At 60.8% G+C, this 19,611-nt stretch carries 21 protein-coding genes, 1 pseudogene and 2 riboswitches; of the genes and pseudogenes, 6 read left to right on the top strand and 16 right to left on the bottom strand.

Features of this window, described 5'->3' with window-relative positions; genetic code table 11:
* Nucleotide 1: 1 nt before the first annotated feature.
* Together GM676_RS12860 and GM676_RS12855 are read right to left on the bottom strand one after the other, a co-directional pair.
* A complete protein-coding gene (locus GM676_RS12860) occupies nucleotides 2–385 on the bottom strand; it encodes a cupin domain-containing protein (protein ID WP_155463963.1) in 384 nt (127 codons plus the stop codon).
* A gap of 42 nt (nucleotides 386–427) precedes the next feature.
* Nucleotides 428–763 (bottom strand): hypothetical protein, encoded by a 336-nt coding sequence (locus GM676_RS12855; protein WP_155463961.1) that lies wholly within the window; start codon nucleotides 761–763, stop codon nucleotides 428–430.
* A 96-nt stretch (nucleotides 764–859) separates the two neighbouring features.
* Between GM676_RS12855 and GM676_RS12850 the strand changes: the two genes are divergently transcribed.
* Both GM676_RS12850 and GM676_RS12845 read left to right on the top strand, forming a co-directional pair.
* A complete protein-coding gene (locus tag GM676_RS12850) occupies nucleotides 860–1,294 on the top strand; it encodes a cache domain-containing protein (protein ID WP_155463960.1) in 435 nt (144 codons plus the stop codon).
* A 15-nt stretch (nucleotides 1,295–1,309) separates the two neighbouring features.
* Nucleotides 1,310–2,941 carry a methyl-accepting chemotaxis protein gene (locus GM676_RS12845; RefSeq protein WP_155464015.1) on the top strand — a complete coding sequence of 544 codons (1,632 nt, stop codon included), beginning with the start codon at nucleotides 1,310–1,312 and terminating at the stop codon, nucleotides 2,939–2,941.
* A gap of 1 nt (nucleotide 2,942) precedes the next feature.
* Here GM676_RS12845 and GM676_RS12840 read toward each other — a convergent pair whose 3' ends face one another.
* The 3 genes from GM676_RS12840 to GM676_RS12830 are packed head-to-tail and all read right to left on the bottom strand — an operon-like array spanning nucleotide 2,943 to nucleotide 4,016.
* Nucleotides 2,943–3,362, bottom strand: coding sequence for a hypothetical protein (locus GM676_RS12840; protein WP_155463959.1), 420 nt, complete (start codon nucleotides 3,360–3,362; stop codon nucleotides 2,943–2,945).
* A 19-nt stretch (nucleotides 3,363–3,381) separates the two neighbouring features.
* The gene (locus GM676_RS12835; protein ID WP_155463958.1) at nucleotides 3,382–3,618 is read right to left on the bottom strand and encodes a hypothetical protein; all 237 of its coding nucleotides are present in this window, start codon (nucleotides 3,616–3,618) and stop codon (nucleotides 3,382–3,384) included.
* A gap of 8 nt (nucleotides 3,619–3,626) precedes the next feature.
* Nucleotides 3,627–4,016: an ArsR/SmtB family transcription factor gene (locus GM676_RS12830; RefSeq protein WP_229262660.1), complete on the bottom strand. Its 390-nt coding sequence runs from the start codon at nucleotides 4,014–4,016 to the stop codon at nucleotides 3,627–3,629.
* A 113-nt stretch (nucleotides 4,017–4,129) separates the two neighbouring features.
* On the opposite strand from GM676_RS12830, the gene GM676_RS12825 reads away from it, so the two are divergent.
* Both GM676_RS12825 and GM676_RS32940 read left to right on the top strand, forming a co-directional pair.
* Nucleotides 4,130–5,200, top strand: a complete 1,071-nt coding sequence (locus tag GM676_RS12825; protein WP_155463957.1) for a S41 family peptidase — start codon at nucleotides 4,130–4,132, stop codon at nucleotides 5,198–5,200.
* Between the two features lie 130 nt (nucleotides 5,201–5,330).
* Nucleotides 5,331–5,465 (top strand): annotated as a pseudogene (locus GM676_RS32940) (YhfG family protein); the annotation flags it as partial.
* 124 nt (nucleotides 5,466–5,589) lie between these two features.
* On the opposite strand, the gene GM676_RS12820 reads toward GM676_RS32940, so the two are convergent.
* From GM676_RS12820 to gcvT, 7 genes are all read right to left on the bottom strand, one after another.
* Nucleotides 5,590–6,342, bottom strand: a complete 753-nt coding sequence (locus tag GM676_RS12820; protein ID WP_155463956.1) for a hypothetical protein — start codon at nucleotides 6,340–6,342, stop codon at nucleotides 5,590–5,592.
* A gap of 10 nt (nucleotides 6,343–6,352) precedes the next feature.
* The gene (locus GM676_RS12815; RefSeq protein ID WP_155463955.1) at nucleotides 6,353–7,318 is read right to left on the bottom strand and encodes an AbiU2 domain-containing protein; all 966 of its coding nucleotides are present in this window, start codon (nucleotides 7,316–7,318) and stop codon (nucleotides 6,353–6,355) included.
* A gap of 180 nt (nucleotides 7,319–7,498) precedes the next feature.
* Nucleotides 7,499–7,756 carry a hypothetical protein gene (locus tag GM676_RS12810; protein WP_155463954.1) on the bottom strand — a complete coding sequence of 86 codons (258 nt, stop codon included), beginning with the start codon at nucleotides 7,754–7,756 and terminating at the stop codon, nucleotides 7,499–7,501.
* 75 nt (nucleotides 7,757–7,831) lie between these two features.
* Nucleotides 7,832–8,305 carry a hypothetical protein gene (locus GM676_RS12805; RefSeq protein ID WP_155463953.1) on the bottom strand — a complete coding sequence of 158 codons (474 nt, stop codon included), beginning with the start codon at nucleotides 8,303–8,305 and terminating at the stop codon, nucleotides 7,832–7,834.
* Nucleotides 8,306–9,011: 706 nt separating this feature from the next.
* Nucleotides 9,012–11,906 (bottom strand): aminomethyl-transferring glycine dehydrogenase, encoded by a 2,895-nt coding sequence (gcvP, locus tag GM676_RS12800; protein ID WP_155463952.1) that lies wholly within the window; start codon nucleotides 11,904–11,906, stop codon nucleotides 9,012–9,014.
* Between the two features lie 65 nt (nucleotides 11,907–11,971).
* Nucleotides 11,972–12,352, bottom strand: a complete 381-nt coding sequence (gcvH, locus tag GM676_RS12795; RefSeq protein WP_155463951.1) for a glycine cleavage system protein GcvH — start codon at nucleotides 12,350–12,352, stop codon at nucleotides 11,972–11,974.
* A 33-nt stretch (nucleotides 12,353–12,385) separates the two neighbouring features.
* Nucleotides 12,386–13,498, bottom strand: a complete 1,113-nt coding sequence (gcvT, locus tag GM676_RS12790; RefSeq protein WP_155463950.1) for a glycine cleavage system aminomethyltransferase GcvT — start codon at nucleotides 13,496–13,498, stop codon at nucleotides 12,386–12,388.
* A 45-nt stretch (nucleotides 13,499–13,543) separates the two neighbouring features.
* Nucleotides 13,544–13,642: riboswitch (glycine riboswitch) on the bottom strand.
* A gap of 9 nt (nucleotides 13,643–13,651) precedes the next feature.
* Nucleotides 13,652–13,749: riboswitch (glycine riboswitch) on the bottom strand.
* A gap of 121 nt (nucleotides 13,750–13,870) precedes the next feature.
* Between gcvT and GM676_RS12785 the strand changes: the two genes are divergently transcribed.
* Nucleotides 13,871–14,428, top strand: a complete 558-nt coding sequence (locus tag GM676_RS12785) for an ATP-dependent Clp protease proteolytic subunit (protein WP_155463949.1) — start codon at nucleotides 13,871–13,873, stop codon at nucleotides 14,426–14,428.
* A gap of 46 nt (nucleotides 14,429–14,474) precedes the next feature.
* Here the strand turns inward: GM676_RS12785 and GM676_RS12780 are convergent, their stop codons facing one another.
* Both GM676_RS12780 and GM676_RS32775 read right to left on the bottom strand, forming a co-directional pair.
* Nucleotides 14,475–14,663 (bottom strand): hypothetical protein, encoded by a 189-nt coding sequence (locus GM676_RS12780; RefSeq protein WP_155463948.1) that lies wholly within the window; start codon nucleotides 14,661–14,663, stop codon nucleotides 14,475–14,477.
* Nucleotides 14,664–14,799: 136 nt separating this feature from the next.
* Nucleotides 14,800–16,362, bottom strand: a complete 1,563-nt coding sequence (locus tag GM676_RS32775; RefSeq protein ID WP_170304286.1) for a methyl-accepting chemotaxis protein — start codon at nucleotides 16,360–16,362, stop codon at nucleotides 14,800–14,802.
* Between the two features lie 193 nt (nucleotides 16,363–16,555).
* Here GM676_RS32775 and GM676_RS12770 point away from each other — a divergent pair, with 193 nt between their 5' ends.
* Complete coding sequence (locus GM676_RS12770; RefSeq protein ID WP_155463947.1) at nucleotides 16,556–19,087, top strand: DUF1631 family protein; 2,532 nt, start codon at nucleotides 16,556–16,558, stop codon at nucleotides 19,085–19,087.
* On the opposite strand, the gene GM676_RS12765 is transcribed toward GM676_RS12770, so the two are convergent.
* Together GM676_RS12765 and GM676_RS12760 are read right to left on the bottom strand one after the other, a co-directional pair.
* Entirely contained in the window at nucleotides 19,088–19,381 is a 294-nt protein-coding gene (locus GM676_RS12765; protein WP_155463946.1) for a type II toxin-antitoxin system RelE/ParE family toxin, read from the bottom strand.
* Nucleotides 19,378–19,602 (bottom strand): addiction module protein, encoded by a 225-nt coding sequence (locus tag GM676_RS12760; protein WP_155463945.1) that lies wholly within the window; start codon nucleotides 19,600–19,602, stop codon nucleotides 19,378–19,380. The genes GM676_RS12765 and GM676_RS12760 overlap by 4 nt, the downstream gene beginning before the upstream one ends.
* Nucleotides 19,603–19,611: the final 9 nt, after the last annotated feature.

Genomic DNA, 19,611 nt, shown 5'->3' with positions numbered 1-19,611 from the left:
CTCATTTGGCGGCAGTGGCCAGCGGCTTGCCTTTCTCGACCACGTAGACGCCCACCAGCTTCATGGTGCTTTTGCCGGTGTTGATGGCATCGTGAACCGTGCCGGCCGGGATCACGAAGGATTCGCCGGCCTTGACGCGGCGCGGATCTTCGCCGTCGATCAGCAGCTCGCCTTCGCCTTCCAGCACATAGCTGATTTCATCGCCGGGGTGGGAGTGACGGCCGGCCGCCACACCGGCGTCCAGCTCGACCCTGGCGACCACCGCCTCGCGTCCGGGGACGGACACGTCGGCTTTCTGAACCACGGTGCGGCGGATGCCCCCGCTTTGCGCCAGCGCTGTGCCGGCGATGAACAATCCAATCAGGATAAGCTTGGCTGATTTCATGGCGCGTCCCTTTATGTTGTTGGAACGCTAATTCTACGCTGCTTAATCGCCGTTGCGGCGGCCCAGCCACAAGGCGTCGGCAATTGCGCCCACCCAGCACAACATACCAAGCAGCACCATCCAGTTGTCGGCCGGGCTGCCGGCGGCGTCCAGCCGCGCCATGATGGCGCCCGGATCGGCGGCCAATGCGCCACTGTTCAAGTCCCCCAGCACTTGCAGCGACACCGACAGCACCTGGCGCACGATGTACGACGCCACCAGCGCCGCCGGCGCCATGAACAGCAGCCCGCGCAAGGCACGTGCCGGCCGCAGGAACAGATGGCCCAGTCCGGGGAAAATCAAAGCCGAGATCAGGGCCGCCTTGGTCGATGCTTTCATGTCGCTCCTGTTGTTACTTTGTGTCCATTGATCCAGCGCAAGAATGCGGGGTGACAGCCAGCGTAGATTACAACATCTTGGCTGTCAGGGGGAATCATGCGCGCGTTGATCGGAATGGCTTGGATGGTGTGCTGTGTGGCGCAGGCTGCGCCCAATGAAAAGGATGCGATGGCGCTGGCCGAGAAGGGCGCGCGCTTCGTGCGCGCGCACGGCAAGGCGGAGATGGTGGCGCGCATCAATAGCAAGGACCCCGAATTCAACCAGGGCGCGCTGTATCTGGCCATGCGCGACCTGAACGGGATTACCGTGGCCCATCCCACCAACGCCCTGATCGGCAAGAATCTGCTGGATGTGCCGGACGCGGACGGCAAGCTGTTCCGGCAAGAGATGGTGGCGCTGGCGCGCGGCGCCGGCCGTGGCTGGGTCGACTACAAATTCCGCAATCCCGAAACCGGCAAGGTCGAGGCCAAGCGCACCTTTGTGCTGCGGGTGGGCGACGTGGCGCTGGAAGCCGGCATCTACAAGCACTGAACCATCGTGCAAACCATGCTGAGCAAACTCAAGCTAGGGCCCAAGCTGCTGCTGGCACCGGGCGTCGTGCTGATCCTGCTGATCGCGTTGTCGGCCGGGGCTTATCTCGGGCTGGTGCGGCAGAACCAGTCGCTGGACAACATGATGCAGCAGCGCGCCGTGCGGTTGAAGGCCGCGGCCGACCTGGTGGCCAACGCCCACAAGGCGCATACCGAAATCTACCAACTGCTGACCTGGATCAACGCCAGCTTCTCGACCCCGCGCGTGGATGCGCTGGTGCGCGACATCCACCTGCGCCACGCCGCGCTGGACCGCCAGTTCGCGCAGCTGGAAATGGCCACGCTGGCCGACCCGGCCGAGCGCCGCTTCGTGGTGCAGTCGCAGGCGGCGCACACGGTGTACGTCAAGACTATGGAGGATGTGATCGAGCTGGCCATGGCGGACCAGTCGATGGCGGCCAACGCCATGTCCAAGGCCGAGCGGGCGTTTGATGTGGTGGCGCAGCGGCTGGAAGAGCTGTCGCGGCTGGAGCAGTCGCTGAGCGAGCGCGCCTATGCCGATGCGGAGGCCGATTTCAGCGTGCTGTCGACCTGGATGCCGATCGTGGTGGCCTTGTCGATTGCCTTGTCGCTGCTGGTGACCATGGCGGTGCGTCAGGCGATGCTGAAAGAAGTGCGCGAGATCGGCGCGGCGGCGGTGGATCTGGCCGAAGGCAATCTCACCGTGCGCCAGCGCGTGTACGGCCGCGATGAAATCGCCGAGACCTCGCGTGCGCTGGACACCAGCATCCGCAATCTGAACACCACGCTGAAAACCATTCTGGCCTCGGCGCAGTCGATCGACAATGCCTCGCGCGAGATCGCCCAGGGCAACGCGGTGCTGACGCGGCGCACGCACGCGCAGGCGGGCACGCTGGAGGAGGCGGACGGCGCGATGCAGGAACTCGGCGCGCAGCTGGCGCAGACGGCCACGCATGCAGAGCTGGCCGGCCAGCTGGCGCAGTGCGCCAACAGCTTCGCGGCGCGCGGCGGCGGCGTGGTGCAGCGGCTGGTGGTGACCATGGCGTCGATCCGCGGCAGCTCGCGGCGGGTGGTGGAAATCGTCGGTGTGATCGACGGGCTGGCGGTGCAGACCCACATGCTGGCCCTGAGCGCGGCGGTGGAAGCGGCGCGCGCGGGCGCGAACGGCGAGGGCTTTGCGGTGGTGGCGGGCGAGGTGCGGTTGCTGGCGCAGCGCTCGGCGTCGGCGGCGCAGGAAATCAAACTGCTGATCGCCGATTCAGTGGCCGATATCGACCAAGGCACGCGCACGGTGGAAGAGGCGGGCGCCAGCATGGCGGAAATCGTCGATTCGATGCGCCAGGTGGGCGACATCATCGGCCAGATCGGCGAGGGCAATAGCGAGCAGGCGCAGGGCGTGGCGGGCATGCGGCAGGCGATCGTCAGCATGGACCAGATCACCCAGCAGAACCTGGCGCTGGTCCAGCAAGCCGCCGCTGCGGCCAGCACCTTGCAGCGGCAGGCGGTCTACCTGTCGGAAGCGGTGGCCATCTTCAAGCTGGACGAAAACGCCGACCCGCCCGACGCCACCCGGCCCGCCGGCAGCGCCCGCATCGTGCGCCTGCGTCTGGCCTCGGTGCGCAACTGAGTCAGGCGGCGACCGGGGCGGCGCGCCAGCGGTCGCTGTCTTTCTTGACGTAGTGGGCGAACACGTAGCGCCACGGCATGGCCAGCGGGATGATGATGACCACCGCGCATTCGATGGCGGTGCCGATGATGTCGTCGTTCAGCGTGCCGTTCTGCCAGGCGGGCAGGAACACGATCAGCATCCAGATGGTCTTCCAGGTCAGCTCCCAGAACAGCACCGGCAGCATTTGCAGCGGATAGCGGATACCGGCCACGCACAGCAAACTGAATGCGGCCAGCATGCACTTCACCACGCCCTGCGACAGGCCCCACGGTTCGGCGTGATGAATAATGCTCGGCCACACCACCAGCGCCAGTCCCAGCGCGATAATCAGATACACAGCCCTCAGCGAATACAAGCGAAACAGCGATACTGGTTGCATGGTGACGCTCCTTTAAAGTTTATTCGACTTGTTTCAGAACTTTCTCAATCACGATGATGCGGGTTTGCAGATCGGCCAGCGCCGCTGCGGTTTGCTCCTGCGCGACGACAGCGCGCTCGGCGATCTGACGATAAGCCTCTTCGCCCTCGGCCTGCAACTTGGCCTTCTTGATGGCGACGATGAAGCGCATGCCGAACACCAGCACAATGGTCGCCAGCGGCATGAAGAGAGTCAGCAGGTAAATCGGTTCAGACATATATGCCTCTATTTTTCAGGATTGTTTGTCAAGGTTTGCACTGCCTGGGCAATCGTGGCCGGCGTCAGGTCGATGGCGAAAGGCGCGGTCTCGAAATAATTCAGCGCCTTGCCGTCATCGGACAACTCCAGCTGACTGGTGACCAGACCGGCTTCCTCCAGCTTCTGCAAATGCAGATGCAGCAGGGGGCGGCTGATATTCAACTCACGGGCCAGCTGGCTGACGTAATTCCGTCCTCCCGTCGCCAGCGCCGCCACCACCCGCAAACGATGCGGATTCGACAGCGCGGAAAGCGCGGTCAGTAGCTGGTCACCGGTGAGATGTTTTGATTTCATGTGTAAAGAATATCTGACAGGTGTCAGCAAGTCAAAGCTTTTTTTGAGGCCTTCGGTATCCATCTCTCCCAAGCGTGTTTTTACTCCAGGAAAATGCTTGCTCGTCGCATGCGCAAACTTGAAAACAAGTCAACGGCTAAGCTAAGGGCTCTTTATCTTTATGGAGCCCAAGTCCCATGCGACAATTCCTTTCCGCAGCAGTCATGACTCTCTGCGCCATCGCCGTCACCACCGCCCACGCACAACAACCCGAGCCGTTGAGCGCGGCAGACAAGGCCGCCACCATCGACCTGTTAGCCCAACGTCTGTCCGGCAAATATATCTACGCAGAAGAAGGCAACAAAATGGCCGCCGCCGTCCGCGATCATCTGCTCAAGGGGGACTACGAAAAGGTGGCGACGGATGCGGAATTTGCCGACTTGCTGACGGCCCATATCCAGGCCGCCCATCCGGACAAGCACCTGAGCATCCGCCACGTCCCGAACGCGCAACCTGATCGGCCGCGTCCCTCAGCGAGCCAAGGCCTGCCGCCCGAGGTCCGGCAGCACATGACCGAAGTGGGGAAATACCTCAACTTCTCGTTTGAAAAAGTGGAGCGCCTGCCGGGAAATATCATGTACCTCAAGTTCAACGGCTTCTTTGAAGCGAGTGTCGCCGGGGCCGCTGCGACAGCCGCCATGAACCTGGCAGCCAATGGCAGCGCGATGATCATCGATCTGCGCGACAACCATGGCGGCGACCCGCGCATGGTCGCGCATGTGGCAAGCTACCTGCTTGGCGATAAAAAGATCCATCTCTCGGACATCTACTACCGTGCGGATAATGAAACCAACTCCTTCTGGAGCGATCCCGCCGTTCCGGGAGCGCACTTTGGCGCGGACAAGCCGGTCTACGTGTTGACCAGCGGCGGAACATTCTCCGCAGCCGAAGACTTCACGTACAACCTCCAGGCGATCAAACGCATCACCGTAGTGGGGGAAACCACCGGCGGCGGCGCGCACCCGATCCAGCCGTTCCGCATCAATCCGAACCTCATCGCCGTCATCCCGGTGGGGCGCTCAATCAACCCGATCACAAAAGGCGATTGGGAAGGTAGCGGCGTCAAACCCGATATCGCCATCGCCGCCGACAAAGCCCTGACCAAAGCAAACGCATTAGCCCTGCGTCAACTGCTACCAACGATCAATTATCCCGAGGAACGGTCGATCCTTGAGAAAAAACTCGCCGAGCTGGAAACAGCTTTATAAATCGCTACTGGCCAGCCAGCACCTGAAGGCCGTCGACGTTTTGCGGCGCAAAATGAGACGGCCGGATAGAAAACTCAGGAGCGAGCAATGCATAAGCAAAAAAAGCGAGTAATGCCCGGCCGCCACAGATGAAGTGAAGCGGCAGGCCATTCTCCGGCTGCGGAACGAGAACTACGTCGCCAGCCTGAAGCTAGGGGGCTTAAGCGTCCCAGAGGAGGGGACTTTGAGCACTCTGGCACTGCTCAAGCAAAAATATGCCCGATAAGTATGGCGAACGTCACGATCCCTGGCAGAGTAACTGGCGTTTGCTATCACGTATTCAATGCTGAAATTGTAAGTTTCTTTAGGCCGTTATCGCCCCTAAGCCGCCGGTCGCCAAGAGTCATTTTTTAATTCAGTGGTAGGGGCATTTCGATTTTTTCAAATTTGAACAAATCGTTCAGTTCGAGTGGGTCCACTTTTCTGCAAATCTCTGAAATGTCGCCAAGTTCGAGTTGAAGATGGTCGTCGCCTTCGGTCTTAGTGTTGACGACAAATCTGTACTCGTTCTGAAAGCTAAACCTCTTACGCTTTGAAAACGGTATGCGGTCCACTTTGATTTCGCCATTAAACGTTTCGTCGTCGTAATACTCGACTAGGTTGCTCGCGAATCCAACACCACGGGTCCTCAATGCCGTCTTCATTTTTTCTATAAACGTCGCAGCGTCAATCAGCACGCCGTGTCTGCCAAACTTTGCAACTTTCTCGCTGACGAATAACTGCTCGCGAACTCGGTCGGCGTCTTCCTCGCTTATCGAAAATGTCTCACCTTGTATTGAGATTCCAAACGTGCGAATAGCGTACAGACAAAACACATGGAGATTTTCATGGTGCGAATACGAGGTGATTACGGGTCCCGCAAGGTCGTCGGTTATATCAAGCTCGCCGACACCATGAATATTTAGCTTAAGTCGCACTTTGTCGGGCTGCCACCAATGCGAAGCGGCTTCATGTTCATCTGGCCGGGCATCGTCAGCGTATTCCTTCTCCTCGATTTTCTTAAAGTGCCGCAGTCGGTTTAGGCGCAACTCGCCACGCATGAACGCATCTGCCCATCGTTCGTCATCGAAAATTTTTAGTAAGTACCAGACCGTCGCATCCATTATTTCTCCATTAGCTCAGCTCCAGCAGGAAGCCATCATCGATATCATCGGCCCAAGTGTTCATTGAGTTACACACTTCCCGCCACTTGTCACGCAGGTCCGGAATGAGGGCGCTCGATATCCAAGGTGCGTCTAGATTAGCGAGTACATCATACTGAGGTGTCGGTACCACGCTGCCAAACGCCGCATCGTAGAAGACTGACGCGGATAGAAAATTCGTTACCCGCACTATTATTCTGAGCGCCTCTTCGACATCATCAAACGTTGTCACAGGCACAGGAGAGTCCGGGCTTATTCTCTCCGCATGTGCAATGCTGCGGTCGGCAAGGGTCCGCACTCGCTCAATCGCAGGTGCACGAAGCTGGTCCTTGAGTTTTGCAAATAGCTCCGCTGGGATTTTATCCGTCCGCTTTTTTAAGCCGTGTGCTCCGGCTAATCTGTCGAACGCCTTGTGCAACAACTGCGATGTGTCCCAGGCATCTGGGCCACCGGCGGGCAACCAAGTTCCACTGTCGCCACTTTCATCAGACACTTCCAGCATGGCGACATACGCTGAAAATGCTTTAGCGTGGTCGAACGGCACGCCGTCGTAACAAACGTAGTTCTCCCGCGTTAGCAACTCCGGATGCTTTTCAAGATGCTCTAGCACGTTCCAAATAGAGTCTGTCTTTGCGTGATGGTCGACAAGACGACGCACGCCGAGAGTGACCATTGTGAAGTACCCGGCAGATATCAAGTTCCACATCCCAGCGTTCACTTTTTGCTCAGGCTCAATGCGTCTTGCCTCATTCAGCGTCTTGAAGACGGCCGTGTGCCACGCAAGGTTATGAATCTGTGTTGCTACGGAAGTTCTGCTATCGGCACGTATGTAATCGAGGCATTTACGTCGGAACGTGCGGTACGCAGTAAGTCGGCCACGGTTTTGCTGCGAGACGTCGCACTGCTCAACTGTGTACTCGTAGTCTGCAACCGCCATATTATTCACCCTTTAGTTCTATCACTGGTAAGGCAGGATTTAGCGGCACATGTGTGCCAAGCGAAGTACGATTTTAGATGAATAAGGCCCGCAGGGTTGGCGGGCCTTATGCGTAACTTCTGCCATTTTAAACGTAAAGATTTTCTTATCTTCCCAGCCGCCGGTTATGGCCGAACTCGGTCACGTTGGTTCTAAGTCTGTAGGAAACTGACTGTCACGCTGCCAATTTTCCTTATCTGTGTCACCAGAAGCATCTCGCCGGTTCCAAGCTCTATTCAGATGTGAAAACACATGCCCAAGGTCGATACGTAGATTCACCTCGTCGTATTCGGTATCGCTATTCATCTTGGATATGAGCGAGGTCAAGTGCTCCTGAGCGTCTTCCAGCTCGTACATGAGCGTAGCCCAAGCCTCCGGGGCAGTTTCTTTACTAATCATAGGGTGGCCTTAAATTGCACTGCAACGACATCGTGAACTTCCGCTTCTGGCCGAATCAAGTCTTTCAAGCTGCACCTATCGCGATTTCTTTGTCAGGTCAGCGAGATAGCGCCCAAACTCCGGTCTGTCAGTTGCGATGTAAAGCGATCCGTAGCGTGGCAATCTGTAGGTCAGTCCGCTCCCATTGAGCATCAGCAAATATGTCTTCCCAGACTCCAAAGAAATTGGGCAGCGAGCATGAGCTTCTTCATCGCTGGTGGTGGCTGCGCGAATGGCGTCGCCTGCAACCTTCGTTCCTTTAATTACACGAACGACTTTTCCTTCGAAGCTGAAAGGCTTGGAATATCGGCTATCTTCCGACGAAGCAGCATACATCAATTGGTCCACTCGAATCACATATACATGCTCAAAAGCTTGAAGCTCTACGGTTGGAAATGTCGGGGGATAGATTCGATCTTTGCACGCTAGCGCAATCGATGGACATAGTATCGATGTCAATGCGAGCGAGAGCAAAATAAGCAAGGGAAATTGACGCGAGCCGACAGGCATTTTATCTCCGACGTTTCATGAAATTATGCGACTCCACTCTTTAGGTCCGCTAGTGGCCGAGTTCGGCCGTTGGGTGTAAGAGTAACATCTTGCTTGTCTGAAAAACACGCCGAATTTCACATCGGAGGTAAGGGACGAAAAAAGCTTGGCGCTGGAGCGACCCTGAGGTGGCTTAGTTAGCTTATTCGTGTCGCTGATCGGAGCGCAGTCGCAGCAGAGGTTGCGGTTGCTGTAGACGTGTCGGCACGGCCGGCTGGCCAGTATTTCTGCTTGCGTAGCGATGGTACCGGGTATGCCGCCACTTCACGCGAATGCTTGCGGTCCTACACGTCGGCCTTCAGCACCTCGGCGGTGTGCAGTGCGGATTTTAGCGAGTTGTTCAGCTTGTCGAACTCGCTGTCTGCATGGGAACGAAATGCCATATTGCGACAGCTTAATCTCGTCGCTTGGTCTGATTTGGCGTCGGCTTCGTTTTTTTTGTGTCCACAATGAGGACGTGTTTGTCGACGGCGCCGGATTGGTGTTGCTTTACGATTTGGACGGCGACAGGTTTGCTGTCGTGTACGGAACGTGGCGGCTTCGGTGCGAGCATGGGTTTTGTCCGGTGATGGCAGAGCCGTCTACATGGTCGCATTTGTCGTTTTATCAAGTGCGGGGCGAAAAAAAAGCCCGACACTAGGCCGGGCTTGGGGTTAGCTCAGGGAGCTTATTCGTAGTCGCTGATCGGGGCGCAGCCACAGAACAGGTTGCGGTCGCCGTAGACGTTGTCGGCGCGGCCGACCGGTGGCCAGTATTTCTGCTTGCGCAGCGATGGCACCGGATACGCTGCCACTTCACGCGAGTATTTGCGGTCCCACACGTCGGCCGTCAGCACTTCGGCGGTGTGCGGGGCGAATTTCAGCGGGTTGTTCAGCTTGTCGAATTCGCCGCTTTCCACTTTGGCGATTTCGCCGCGAATCGCGATCATGGCGTCGATGAAGCGGTCCATCTCGGCTTTCGATTCCGATTCGGTCGGCTCGATCATCAGTGTGCCCGGTACCGGGAACGACATGGTCGGCGCGTGGAAGCCGAAGTCCATCAGGCGCTTGGCCACGTCTTCGTTGGAGATGCCGGTGGCGTCTTGCAGCGGACGCAGGTCGATGATGCATTCGTGCGCCACCAGGCCGTCGTGGCCCGAGTACAGCACGGGGAAGTGCGGCGCCAGGCGGCGGGCGATGTAGTTGGCGTTCAGGATCGCGGTTTCGGTCGCGGCGGTCAGGCCTTCCGCGCCCATCATGGCGATGTACATCCACGAAATCGGCAGGATCGACGCCGAGCCATACGGCGCGGCCGACACGGAACCGATGCCGGCGTTGTCGCGGATGTAGCCGTTCGAACGCTGGTTAGGCAGGAATTTGGCCAGGTGCGCGCCGACGCCGATAGGTCCGACGCCCGGGCCGCCACCGCCGTGCGGGATGCAGAAGGTTTTGTGCAGGTTCAGGTGCGAGACGTCGCCGCCGAACGCGCCCGGTGCGGCCACGCCCACCAGTGCGTTCATGTTGGCGCCGTCGACGTACACTTGGCCGCCGTGGCTATGCACGATGTCGCACAGTTCGCGGATGCCTTCTTCGAACACGCCGTGGGTCGAAGGGTAGGTGACCATGACGCAGGCCAGGTTCTTCGAGTGCTGTTCGGCTTTCGCTTTCAGGTCGGCCAGGTCGACGTTGCCGTTGGCGTCGCAGGCGGTCACCACCACTTGCATGCCGACCATCGATGCCGATGCCGGGTTGGTGCCGTGCGCCGACGATGGAATCAGGCAGATGTTGCGGTGGCCTTCGCCACGCGACTGGTGGTAGGCCTGGATCACCAGCAGGCCGGCGTATTCGCCCTGCGAGCCGGCGTTGGGTTGCAGCGAGACGGCGGCGTAGCCGGTCACCGCGCACAGCATTTCTTCCAGCGAGGCGATCATCTCGCGGTAGCCCACGGTTTGCGCTTCCGGCGCGAACGGGTGGATGGTGGAGAATTCCGGCCAGGTCACCGGGATCATTTCGCTGGTGGCGTTCAGCTTCATGGTGCAGGAGCCCAGCGGGATCATGGTGCGATCCAGCGCCAGATCCTTGTCGGCCAGCGAACGCAGGTAGCGCAGCATCTCGGTTTCCGAGTGATAGCGGTTGAACACCGGGTGCGACAGGTAGGCCGAGCTACGCGCCAGCGATTCCGGGAACGAACGCTCGACGGCGGCTTCCACGCTGTCGAAGTCCGGGCCGTGGGCAGGGCCGCCCACCGGATGCGAGAACACGGTCCACAGCAGGGCGATGTCTTCGCGGGTGGTGGTTTCGTCCAGCGATACGCCGACGTGGGTGGCGTCGATCACGCGCAGGTTGACGCCGTGCGAATGCGCCGATGCGTGCAGCTGTTCGGCGTTCTTGACCTGCACGGTCAGGGTGTCGAACCAGCTGTCGTTGGTGATGGTGTAGCCCAGGGTCTTCAGGTTCGAAGCCAGCACGCCGGTCAGGCGGTGCACGCGCTTGGCGATTTGCAGCAGGCCTTGCGGGCCGTGGTAGACGGCGTACATCGACGCCATCACTGCCAGCAGCACTTGCGCGGTGCAGATGTTGGAGGTGGCTTTTTCGCGGCGGATGTGCTGCTCGCGGGTTTGCAGGGCCAGGCGGTAGGCCTTGTTGCCTTGCGCGTCGATGGTCACGCCCACCAGGCGGCCCGGCATCGAGCGCTTGAATTCATCGCGGGTGGCCATGTAGCCGGCGTGCGGGCCGCCAAAGCCCAGCGGTACGCCAAAGCGCTGCGAGTTACCAACGGCCACGTCGGCGCCCCATTCGCCCGGTGGCGTCAGCATGGTCAGCGCCAGCAGGTCGGCGGCGGCGACCACCATCGCGCCTTTGGCTTTGATGGCTTCGACGTCGGCTTTGTAATCGCGCACGTTGCCGTTCACACCCGGGTATTGCAGCAGCACGCCGAAGCATTCGCCGATGCCGGCCAGTTCGGCCGGGTGGAATACTTTCACGGTGATGTCGAGCGGCTTGGCGCGGGTCTGCACCACTTCCAGCGTTTGCGGCAGCACGTCGTCGGCCACGTAGAACACGTTGGATTTCGATTTGCTCACGCGCTGGATCAGCGTCATGGCCTCGGCGGCGGCGGTGCCTTCGTCCAGCATGGACGCGTTGGCGATGCCCATGCCGGTCAGGTCGGTGATGGTTTGCTGGAAGTTCAGGATGGCTTCCAGGCGGCCTTGCGAGATCTCAGGCTGGTATGGGGTGTAGGCGGTGTACCAAGCCGGGTTTTCAAAGATGTTGCGCAGGATGACGTTGGGCGTCAGCGTGTTGTAGTAGCCCTGGCCGATCAGCGACTTGAGCACCTTGTTTTTCGACGCGATTTTTTTCAGCTTGTTCAGCGCTTCGTTTTCCGGCATCGGCTGGGTGTAGGCGCCCAGCGGCAGGGCGGCCTGGTTGCGGATGTTGGCCGGGACGATCGCGTCTATCAGGGCGGCGCGCGAGGCGTAGCCGAGGACCGACAGCATTTCCTGCTGTTCGTTGGCGTCTGGGCCGATGTGACGGGCGATGAAGGCGTCGCGCGCTTCGAGTTGGGTCAGGCTGGTGCGGGTCATGATTTGTCAGGGCTAGAGGAGGGGAATACAAAAAGGCCAGCACAGGGCTGGCCTTGTGGCGCTAATTAAGCACCAATGTTTTTGCCGTAGGCGGCGGCGTCCAGCAGGCCGTTGATCGCGCCGGCGTCGGCTGGCTTGATCTTGAACAGCCAGTTGGCGTAGGCGTCGGCGTTGATCGATTCTGGCGCGTTCACCACTTCTTCGTTCACGGCCACGACTTCACCCGATACCGGAGCGTAGATGTCCGAAGCGGCTTTCACCGATTCCACCACGGCGGCGTCGTCGCCGGCGGTGTAGCTGTTGCCGACTTTCGGCAGCTCGACGAAAACGATATCGCCCAGTGCGTCCTGCGCGTACTCGGTGATGCCGACGGTGACGGTGCCGTCGGCTTCGGCGCGTACCCATTCGTGGGATTCGGTGTACTTCAGGTCAGCAGGAATGTTCATGTTGTAATGCTCCAGAGGGTGAAGGGTATTAAATTAAACGGCCAGGATCTTGCCGTTGCGGACGAACGGCAATTTAACCACAGATGCGGCCAGCTTCTTGTCGCGGATTTCCACGTGCACGGTGTCGCCGACGTTCACGCCCATCGGCACGCGCGCCAGCGCAATCGCCTGCTGCATGGTCGGGCTGAAGGTGCCGCTGGTGATTTCGCCGGTGGCGTCGGTGCCTGCCACGATGACTTTCTGATGCGCGCGCAGCACGCCGCCTTTTTCGCGCAGGATCAGGCCGACGAATTGGGCGTTCTGGCCCTTGGCTTGCAACGCGGCTTTGCCGATGAAGTCACGCTCGGAGACCAGGTCGATGGTCCATGCCAGGCCGGCGTCCAGCGGGTTCACGGTTTCGTCCATATCCTGGCCGTACAGGTTCATGCCGGCTTCCAGGCGCAGGGTGTCGCGCGCGCCCAGGCCTGCCGGCTTGACGCCGGCGGCGGTGAGCGCGTTCCACAGCTGCTCGGCCTTGTCGGCCGCAACGCCAATTTCGAAACCATCTTCACCGGTGTAGCCGGTGCGGGCGATCATCGCTTCGCCGAAGGCGGCGCTCTGCGCGAAGGCCACGTTGAACGGCTTCATTTCAGCGGTGGCTTCCTTCGATTCAGGAATCACTTCCCATACCTTGGCGCGCGCGTTCGGGCCCTGCACGGCGATCAGCGCCATGGCGTTGCCGCCATCGCGGCGCTGGGTGATGGTCAGGCCGGTGCTGTTCTGCTGCTGCATCCACGCCACGTCCTTCTCGGCGGTGCCGGCGTTGACCACCAGGCGGAACCAGTTTTCGTTGATGAAGTAGACGATCAAGTCGTCAATGACGGTGCCCTCTGGGTTGAGCATGCAGGAGTAGAGCGCCTTGCCCGACACTTGCAGCTTGTCGACGTTGTTGGCCAACAGATGGCGCAGGAAGCCGCGCACATTCTCGCCCTTGATATCGACCACGCACATGTGGGCGACGTCGAACATGCCGACGTCGGTGCGCACCGCGTTGTGCTCTTCGATTTGCGAACCGTAGTTGACCGGCATGTCCCAGCCGCCGAAATCGACCATGCGGGCGCCGGCTGCGCGGTGTGCGTTATTGAGTGGGGTAGCTTTGAGCGTCATGGTACGGTCCAAACGAAAAGAGGTTAACGGGAATAGCAAATATTCCAAAACCCCTCTGTCCTTGGTACCTGAGAGATAGCGGAAGAAGATTCCGCACGCCCCTTCGGTGGATCGCCGCTGCGATCTCTCTCCAGAGTTTGAGCTAAGTCGATAGCCCCTTGACCGGTCCTTTTGCCTGAGAGTTTTTGGGTAGTGCCCCTTCGGCGGCTGCGCTGGCGAATCGCCCGGCAACCCTCTCCCGATCAAGACTCGGGAATATATGCCAGAAGGGCCTCATTGTCAATCTTGCCCGGCTGCGCACGAATGGGCAACGGGAAAGCTGCCAAGGCAACAATTTGCTAGAATAAATCACACTATTTCGAGAGCCCAACGATGAGCCAAGATCAAAACTACGATGGACATGCATGGTTCACGCTGTCCGGCGACGTCAACAGCGACATGGTGCGCCGCGTGTTCGACGCGGTTGCCGACATGACCGAAGACCGCATCACCACTGCCCACATCCTGATCCAGTCGAACGGCGGCTACGTCAGCGACGGCATCTGTCTGTACAACTACCTGAGCAAGCTGCCGATCAAGATCGTCACCTACAACGCCGGCGCGGTGGCGTCGATCGCCGTGATCCTGTACCTGGCCGGTGCCGAGCGGTATGCCAGCGACACGGCGCGCTTCATGGTGCACAAGTCGCACGCCAGCGCGCCACATGGCGCCCGGCCGGACGCGCTGCGCATCATCGTCGAAGGCTTGCAGGCCGACGACGCCCGTACCGAGCAGATTCTGCGCAATCACGTGGAGCTGACCGAGGACCATTGGCGCACGCATGAGTATTCGGACCTGCACCTCACCGCCTCCGAGGCCCTGAAAGTAGGGCTGGTCGACGGCGTGGCGGACTTTGTACCGCCGAGCGGCCAGCGGGTCACCAACATCTGAAGCACAATGCGGCGCACTTGGCGCCGCATCTTCCGCTGCGGTGTGCTTAGCGGTTGCCCGACTTCTTGCCGTCGTTTTTGTGGCTTTGACGGCCGGCTTCAACGTGCTGCTCGTGGGTGCCGCCTTGCGTGCCGCTGCCACGCGATCCGCTGGACGAGCCCTGGTTGCCCGACTGCTTGCTGCTGCCCTGGTTGGAGCCTTGCTTGCTGCTGCCACCTTTTTGGTTCGTGCTCATTTTGATTCCTTTACAAAGTGAAAGAATGCCAGAGGCGCGGAAGCGTTTCTGGTTGAGCAATGATGCGTTTTCAGCCGGGTGCTCGCTATCGGAGTTCCGCTAGCGGGCATGTAGGAGCATGCCTTGCTGCCTTAGCTTAAAACTCTTCCCATTCCACTTCCTTGCGCTCGGCGCGCGTGGGGCGCGGCAGGGCCGGCGGCGTCCCGCGTCCAGCCGTGCGCTCGCCGGCCGCGAGACCGCCACCATCACCGCCGCGATTACTGCGACCGCCGCCGTGCTTGCCGCGAACGCCATCGCGGCCGTCGTCCCCGCCATGCCCGTTCTTGCCGCGACCACTTCGACCGCCGTCGCTGCCGCGCGCCTCGCCGCCATCTGCTGCGACGGCTGCCGCGTTGACCCGCGTGGCGGCATCGGCCGCGAATACGCTGATGGCCGCATTCAGCTTGCCGGTTTCGCCGCGCATGGCGTCGGCCGCCGCAGCCGCCTGCTCAACCAGGGCCGCGTTCTGCTGCGTGGCCTGATCCATCGCGGAAATGGCGTGGTTGACCTGCTCCAGCCCGGCCGTCTGCTCGGCACTGGCGTCGGCAATCTCGCCGATCAAGCCGGTCACCTGCTTGACGCTGCCGACCACCTCATCCATGGTTTTGCGCGCCTGATCGGCCAGTTGCGTGCCGCGCGCCACTTTGTCGACCGAATCGTCGATTAGTTCCTTGATCTCCCTGGCCGCCGCCGCGCTGCGCTGCGCCAGACTGCGCACCTCGGACGCCACCACGGCAAAACCCCGCCCTTGCTCGCCGGCGCGCGCCGCCTCCACCGCCGCGTTCAAGGCCAGAATATTGGTCTGGAACGCAATCCCGTCGATCACGCCGATGATCTCGGCAATCTTCTTCGAGCTGTCGTTGATGGAGGCCATGGTGCCCACCACCTGCGCCACATCGCCGCCGCCGCGCTCGGCAATCGCGGAGGCCGACAAGGCCAGCTTGTTGGCTTCCACCGCATGCTCGGCATTTTGCCGCACGGTGACCGTCAGCTGCTCCATGGAAGACGCGGTCTCCTCCAGCGCCGAGGCCTGCTGTTCGGTCCGGCCGGACAAATCCTGATTGCCCTCCGCAATCTCGGCCGCCGCACCGCCGATGGCGCGCGCGCCGCTCTGCACCTGCGCGACGATGCCAAGCAGGCTGTCGTTCATGTGCTGCATGGCTTGCAGCAGCTTGCCGGTCTGGTTGCGCGGCTGCGGCGCTATGCGTGTGCTGAGGTCGCCGCCGGCGATGCGCTCCGCCATCAGCATGGCCTGTTGCAAGGGAGAGGAAATCGAGCGCGCCACCCACAAGGCCAGCAGTGCGCCGCCACTGATCAACGCCGCCAGCAGGCTGTAGGTCAGCACTTGAGCGCCGCTGTAGAGTTGCCCGGTCCGCTCTGCGGCTTCCTGATTCGACTGCATCGCCGCCACCAGCAGTTTGCTCATTTGCAGATTCAACGCCTTGAGGCGCTCGGCCTCGTCGCCGGCCTGCGTGTCGTTACGCTGAGACAGGATGGTGCTAGCCTGCGGCAGCCATTTGCCGGACAATTCAGATGTCACCTCGTTAATCGCATGCATGCGCGACAGCGCGCTCAGGCCGAGCAGGGCGGTCAGGCATAGTACAAGGGCAAAGGCGGCCAGCAGCTTGCTGGAGGTTTCCAGATTGTGCAGGATTTTCATAGGTTTCCTTGGGGCGGGAGATGGAGTTTTTTATCTTAAGGAAACCTCAAGCTTGTCATTTGCGCCGCATCAAAGTTGCAGGAATTCAGCAAAATACGCGAAATATTGCATATTCTTGGTTTCATGATATTGCTTTGTGGAAATGCCGTGTAACAATACAGGATAGAGATGATTTAACTGAGCAGGTCCGCCCATGATTGCAACTTCCACAATGCCAGCCACGCCGAAGAAGACGGTGTCGCCGCGGCATGCCTTGCTGGAAGAGCTGATCGGCATTGCCGTCAAGCAGGCGGGCGACCAGTATCTGGATTTGGCCAACAAGCTGGCCGGTGCGCTGATCGACGCCACCGATGGCGACACGCGCCAGATCCAGCAGCGTCTGCGGGCGGGCAATCAGCTGCGCAACCGCAATTTCGCCTTTTTGCATCTGGCCACCAGCACGCTGGAGAAGGCGCTGCGGCGCGAGATCGCCGAGCTGGCGCCGGTCGCCAAGCCGGCTGTGCGGGCCGAGGGATTGGCCTTGTCGCTGGTGCCTTTCGAGGAAATGGACAACAAGGTGGCGCTGAGCGGCGTCAGCAAGCCGTTCGAGAGCTTGTATGCGGATCAGTTGCAAACCTTGAATGTGCGACTGGCCTTCCTGCTGGATCGCGATATCCTGCGCGTGAATCAGAATCCGTTCCGGCCGGAGGTGTTTCTGGTGGCCTTGCAGCAGGCGTGGACGGAGTTCGATCCGGAGGAAGAATCGGCGGGGCTGTTGCAGCCGCTGCTCAAGCCGGGCATGTTTATCGAAATGGGGCCGATGCTGGAGGCGCTGAGTCTGGCCTTGCAGAGCAAGGGCGTGCTGCCGGGCTCGGTGGATAGTTACAAGCGGCGTCGCACCGATGCCGGCAAAGACAGTGCGGCCGGCAAGGCGCGCACCAACCAGGCGGCGCTGGCGCAGCAGTTGCGGCAGTTCTTCGCGTCCAGCGATGTGGCGGGCTCGGCTGCGGGGCAGATTGTGGATGGCATCGCCAGCGGCATGATGCAGGGCGTGGATCTGACGATTCCCGATTTACCGGCGGCCGCGCTGTCGGCCGGCAGCACCTGGGCGCCCAACGCCGATCGCGCCCGCGCCGTCGGCGCTGCCGTCGGCGCTGCCGCCGGTGCTGTCGCTGGCGGCGGCTTCATGTCCGCTGGCCTCCCTGGCGCTGTCGCCGGCGGGGCTGCTGTTGGTGGGCAAACAGCTGTTGGCGGCATGGTGACGCCGGCTGGCGGCTTCATCGTGGGCGCGCCCGGCGCGGTGGCGGCTGGCGGGGCGTGGGTGCAGGGGCCGGCGCAGGGTTTCCATGTCGGCGCCATGACCAACGAGGAAGCGCAACGTCTCGCGCAAATCGGCGCCAAGCAGCCCTTGCTGTCCTACCTCGCCGAGCTGCAAAAGAACATGCCAAGCCAGCCGTCCGCCGAACCGGCCGCCGCGCCGGCCAACGTCTTCTACCTGCCCAACCTCAAACAGAGCATGCCGCAAGGCAGCCTGTCGCGCGCCGATGAATCCACCATCGACCTGCTGTCCGCCGTGTTCGACACCGTGTTCCGCGACCAGAGCATCTCGCCGGAAATCCGCGAACTGATCCGCTTCCTGCAAATCCCGGTCCTGAAAGCCGCGCTGGTCGACAAAAACTTCTTCTTCCAGGAAGCCCACCCGGCGCGCCGCCTGCTGGAACTGCTGTCGCGCATGGGCTGGGAGCAGCGCAAAGGCCCGGACGATCCGCTGTTCCAGGCCATGCAGCGCAGCGTCGACCGTGTCGGCCGCGACTACGAACAGGAACTGTCCGTCTTCACCGAAGCCGTCAACGAACTGGAAGCGTCCATCCTGGCCGAAGAAAAGGCCGCTGCGGCCGCCATCGCCGCGCCAATCGCCGCCGCGCTCAAGCAGGAAAAAATGGCCGAATCGCAGAAGCTGGCCAAAAACTCCGTCGCCCTGCGCATCGGCACCGGTGAAGTGATCGCGGTGGTGGAAGCCTTCCTTGAGCAGCGCTGGGTCTCGGTGCTGACCATCGCCTACAGCATCGAAGACGAAAAGCCAGGCGCCGTCAACAACGCCACCAAAACCATGGACGACCTGATCTGGAGCGTGCGCCCCAAGGTCAAGCCGGACGAACGCAAGCAACTGATCGCCAAGCTGCCGGGCCTGCTGTCGGCGCTGAACAAGTGGCTGGACGTCATCAAGTGGCAAGATGCCGACCGTCTGCAATTCTTTGCCGAACTGGCCGAATGCCACGCCTCCATCGTACGCGCGCCGCTGGAAATGTCGCCCGAGCGCCAGCTGGAAATCTCGATGCAGGTGGCGCAGCAGGCCGCCGAACGCCGGCTGCAACTGCAAGCCAAGGCTGAAGCCGAAGAAAAAGCCCGCGCCGAACAGACGCCGCCCGGCGAGGATGACGAAGACGCCATCATCGAAGTCGACAGCCTTACGCGCGGCATGTGGCTGGAATTCGCGGACGAGCAGGGCGGTCGCCGCAAAGTCAAACTGGCGTGGATCAGTCCGCGCCGCACGCTCTACATCTTCTCGACCGCCGCGCGGCAGGAAGCCTTCTCCATGTCCGGCGAAGAACTGGCCAAGCGCTTCCGCGAAGGCAGCGCCGAAGTCGTGCGCGCCGAAGGCGTGGTCACCGTCGCCCTCAGCGAAGCCCTGTCCCGCAGCGCCGACAACGACCCCTCCATCACCGCCCCCGCTGCGGTCGGCTGATTACCTGCGCTTTTTCCAGTATCCGGGCCGTCGCCGGTTGTGGGCAACGGCAAGGATGACTAATTCATCTGCGCGGATTTGATAGACGAGGGTGAATGGGAATTTGCTCAGGAAATAACGATGCCATTTACGCTGATATGTCGCTCCCAGTAGGGGATTCGATTGCACGAGGTTGGCGACGCGCTCAAATTCGGTGATAAACGCTTGAGCCAGGTTTAATCCTCCATGGGCGGCATAAAAATCTGCGGCATCTTGCAACTCCGCGAGTGCTGCGGGCGCAATAATCAGATTCATTTTAGCCGGGAGCGGATTTGGTCCAGGGCGTCAGTTAGCGGGATGGCTTGCACAGCTCCGCATTCCAGCTCTGCGGCGCGGCGTTCAATTTCGGTTGCCCACGCGGCCTCCACGCCATCTTCTTCGCTCACGCTGGCGATCAAGACCTGCACCAAAGCCTCGCGCTCGTCCGGGCGTAGTTTCAGTGCCTCTTCGGCCAGTGTTTTGAGATGAGCGTTCATGGCTTGATT

The organism is Duganella radicis (assembly GCF_009720825.1).
GTDB lineage: Bacteria > Pseudomonadota > Gammaproteobacteria > Burkholderiales > Burkholderiaceae_D > Rugamonas > Rugamonas radicis.
This window is presented reverse-complemented; position numbering and strand designations above follow the sequence as displayed.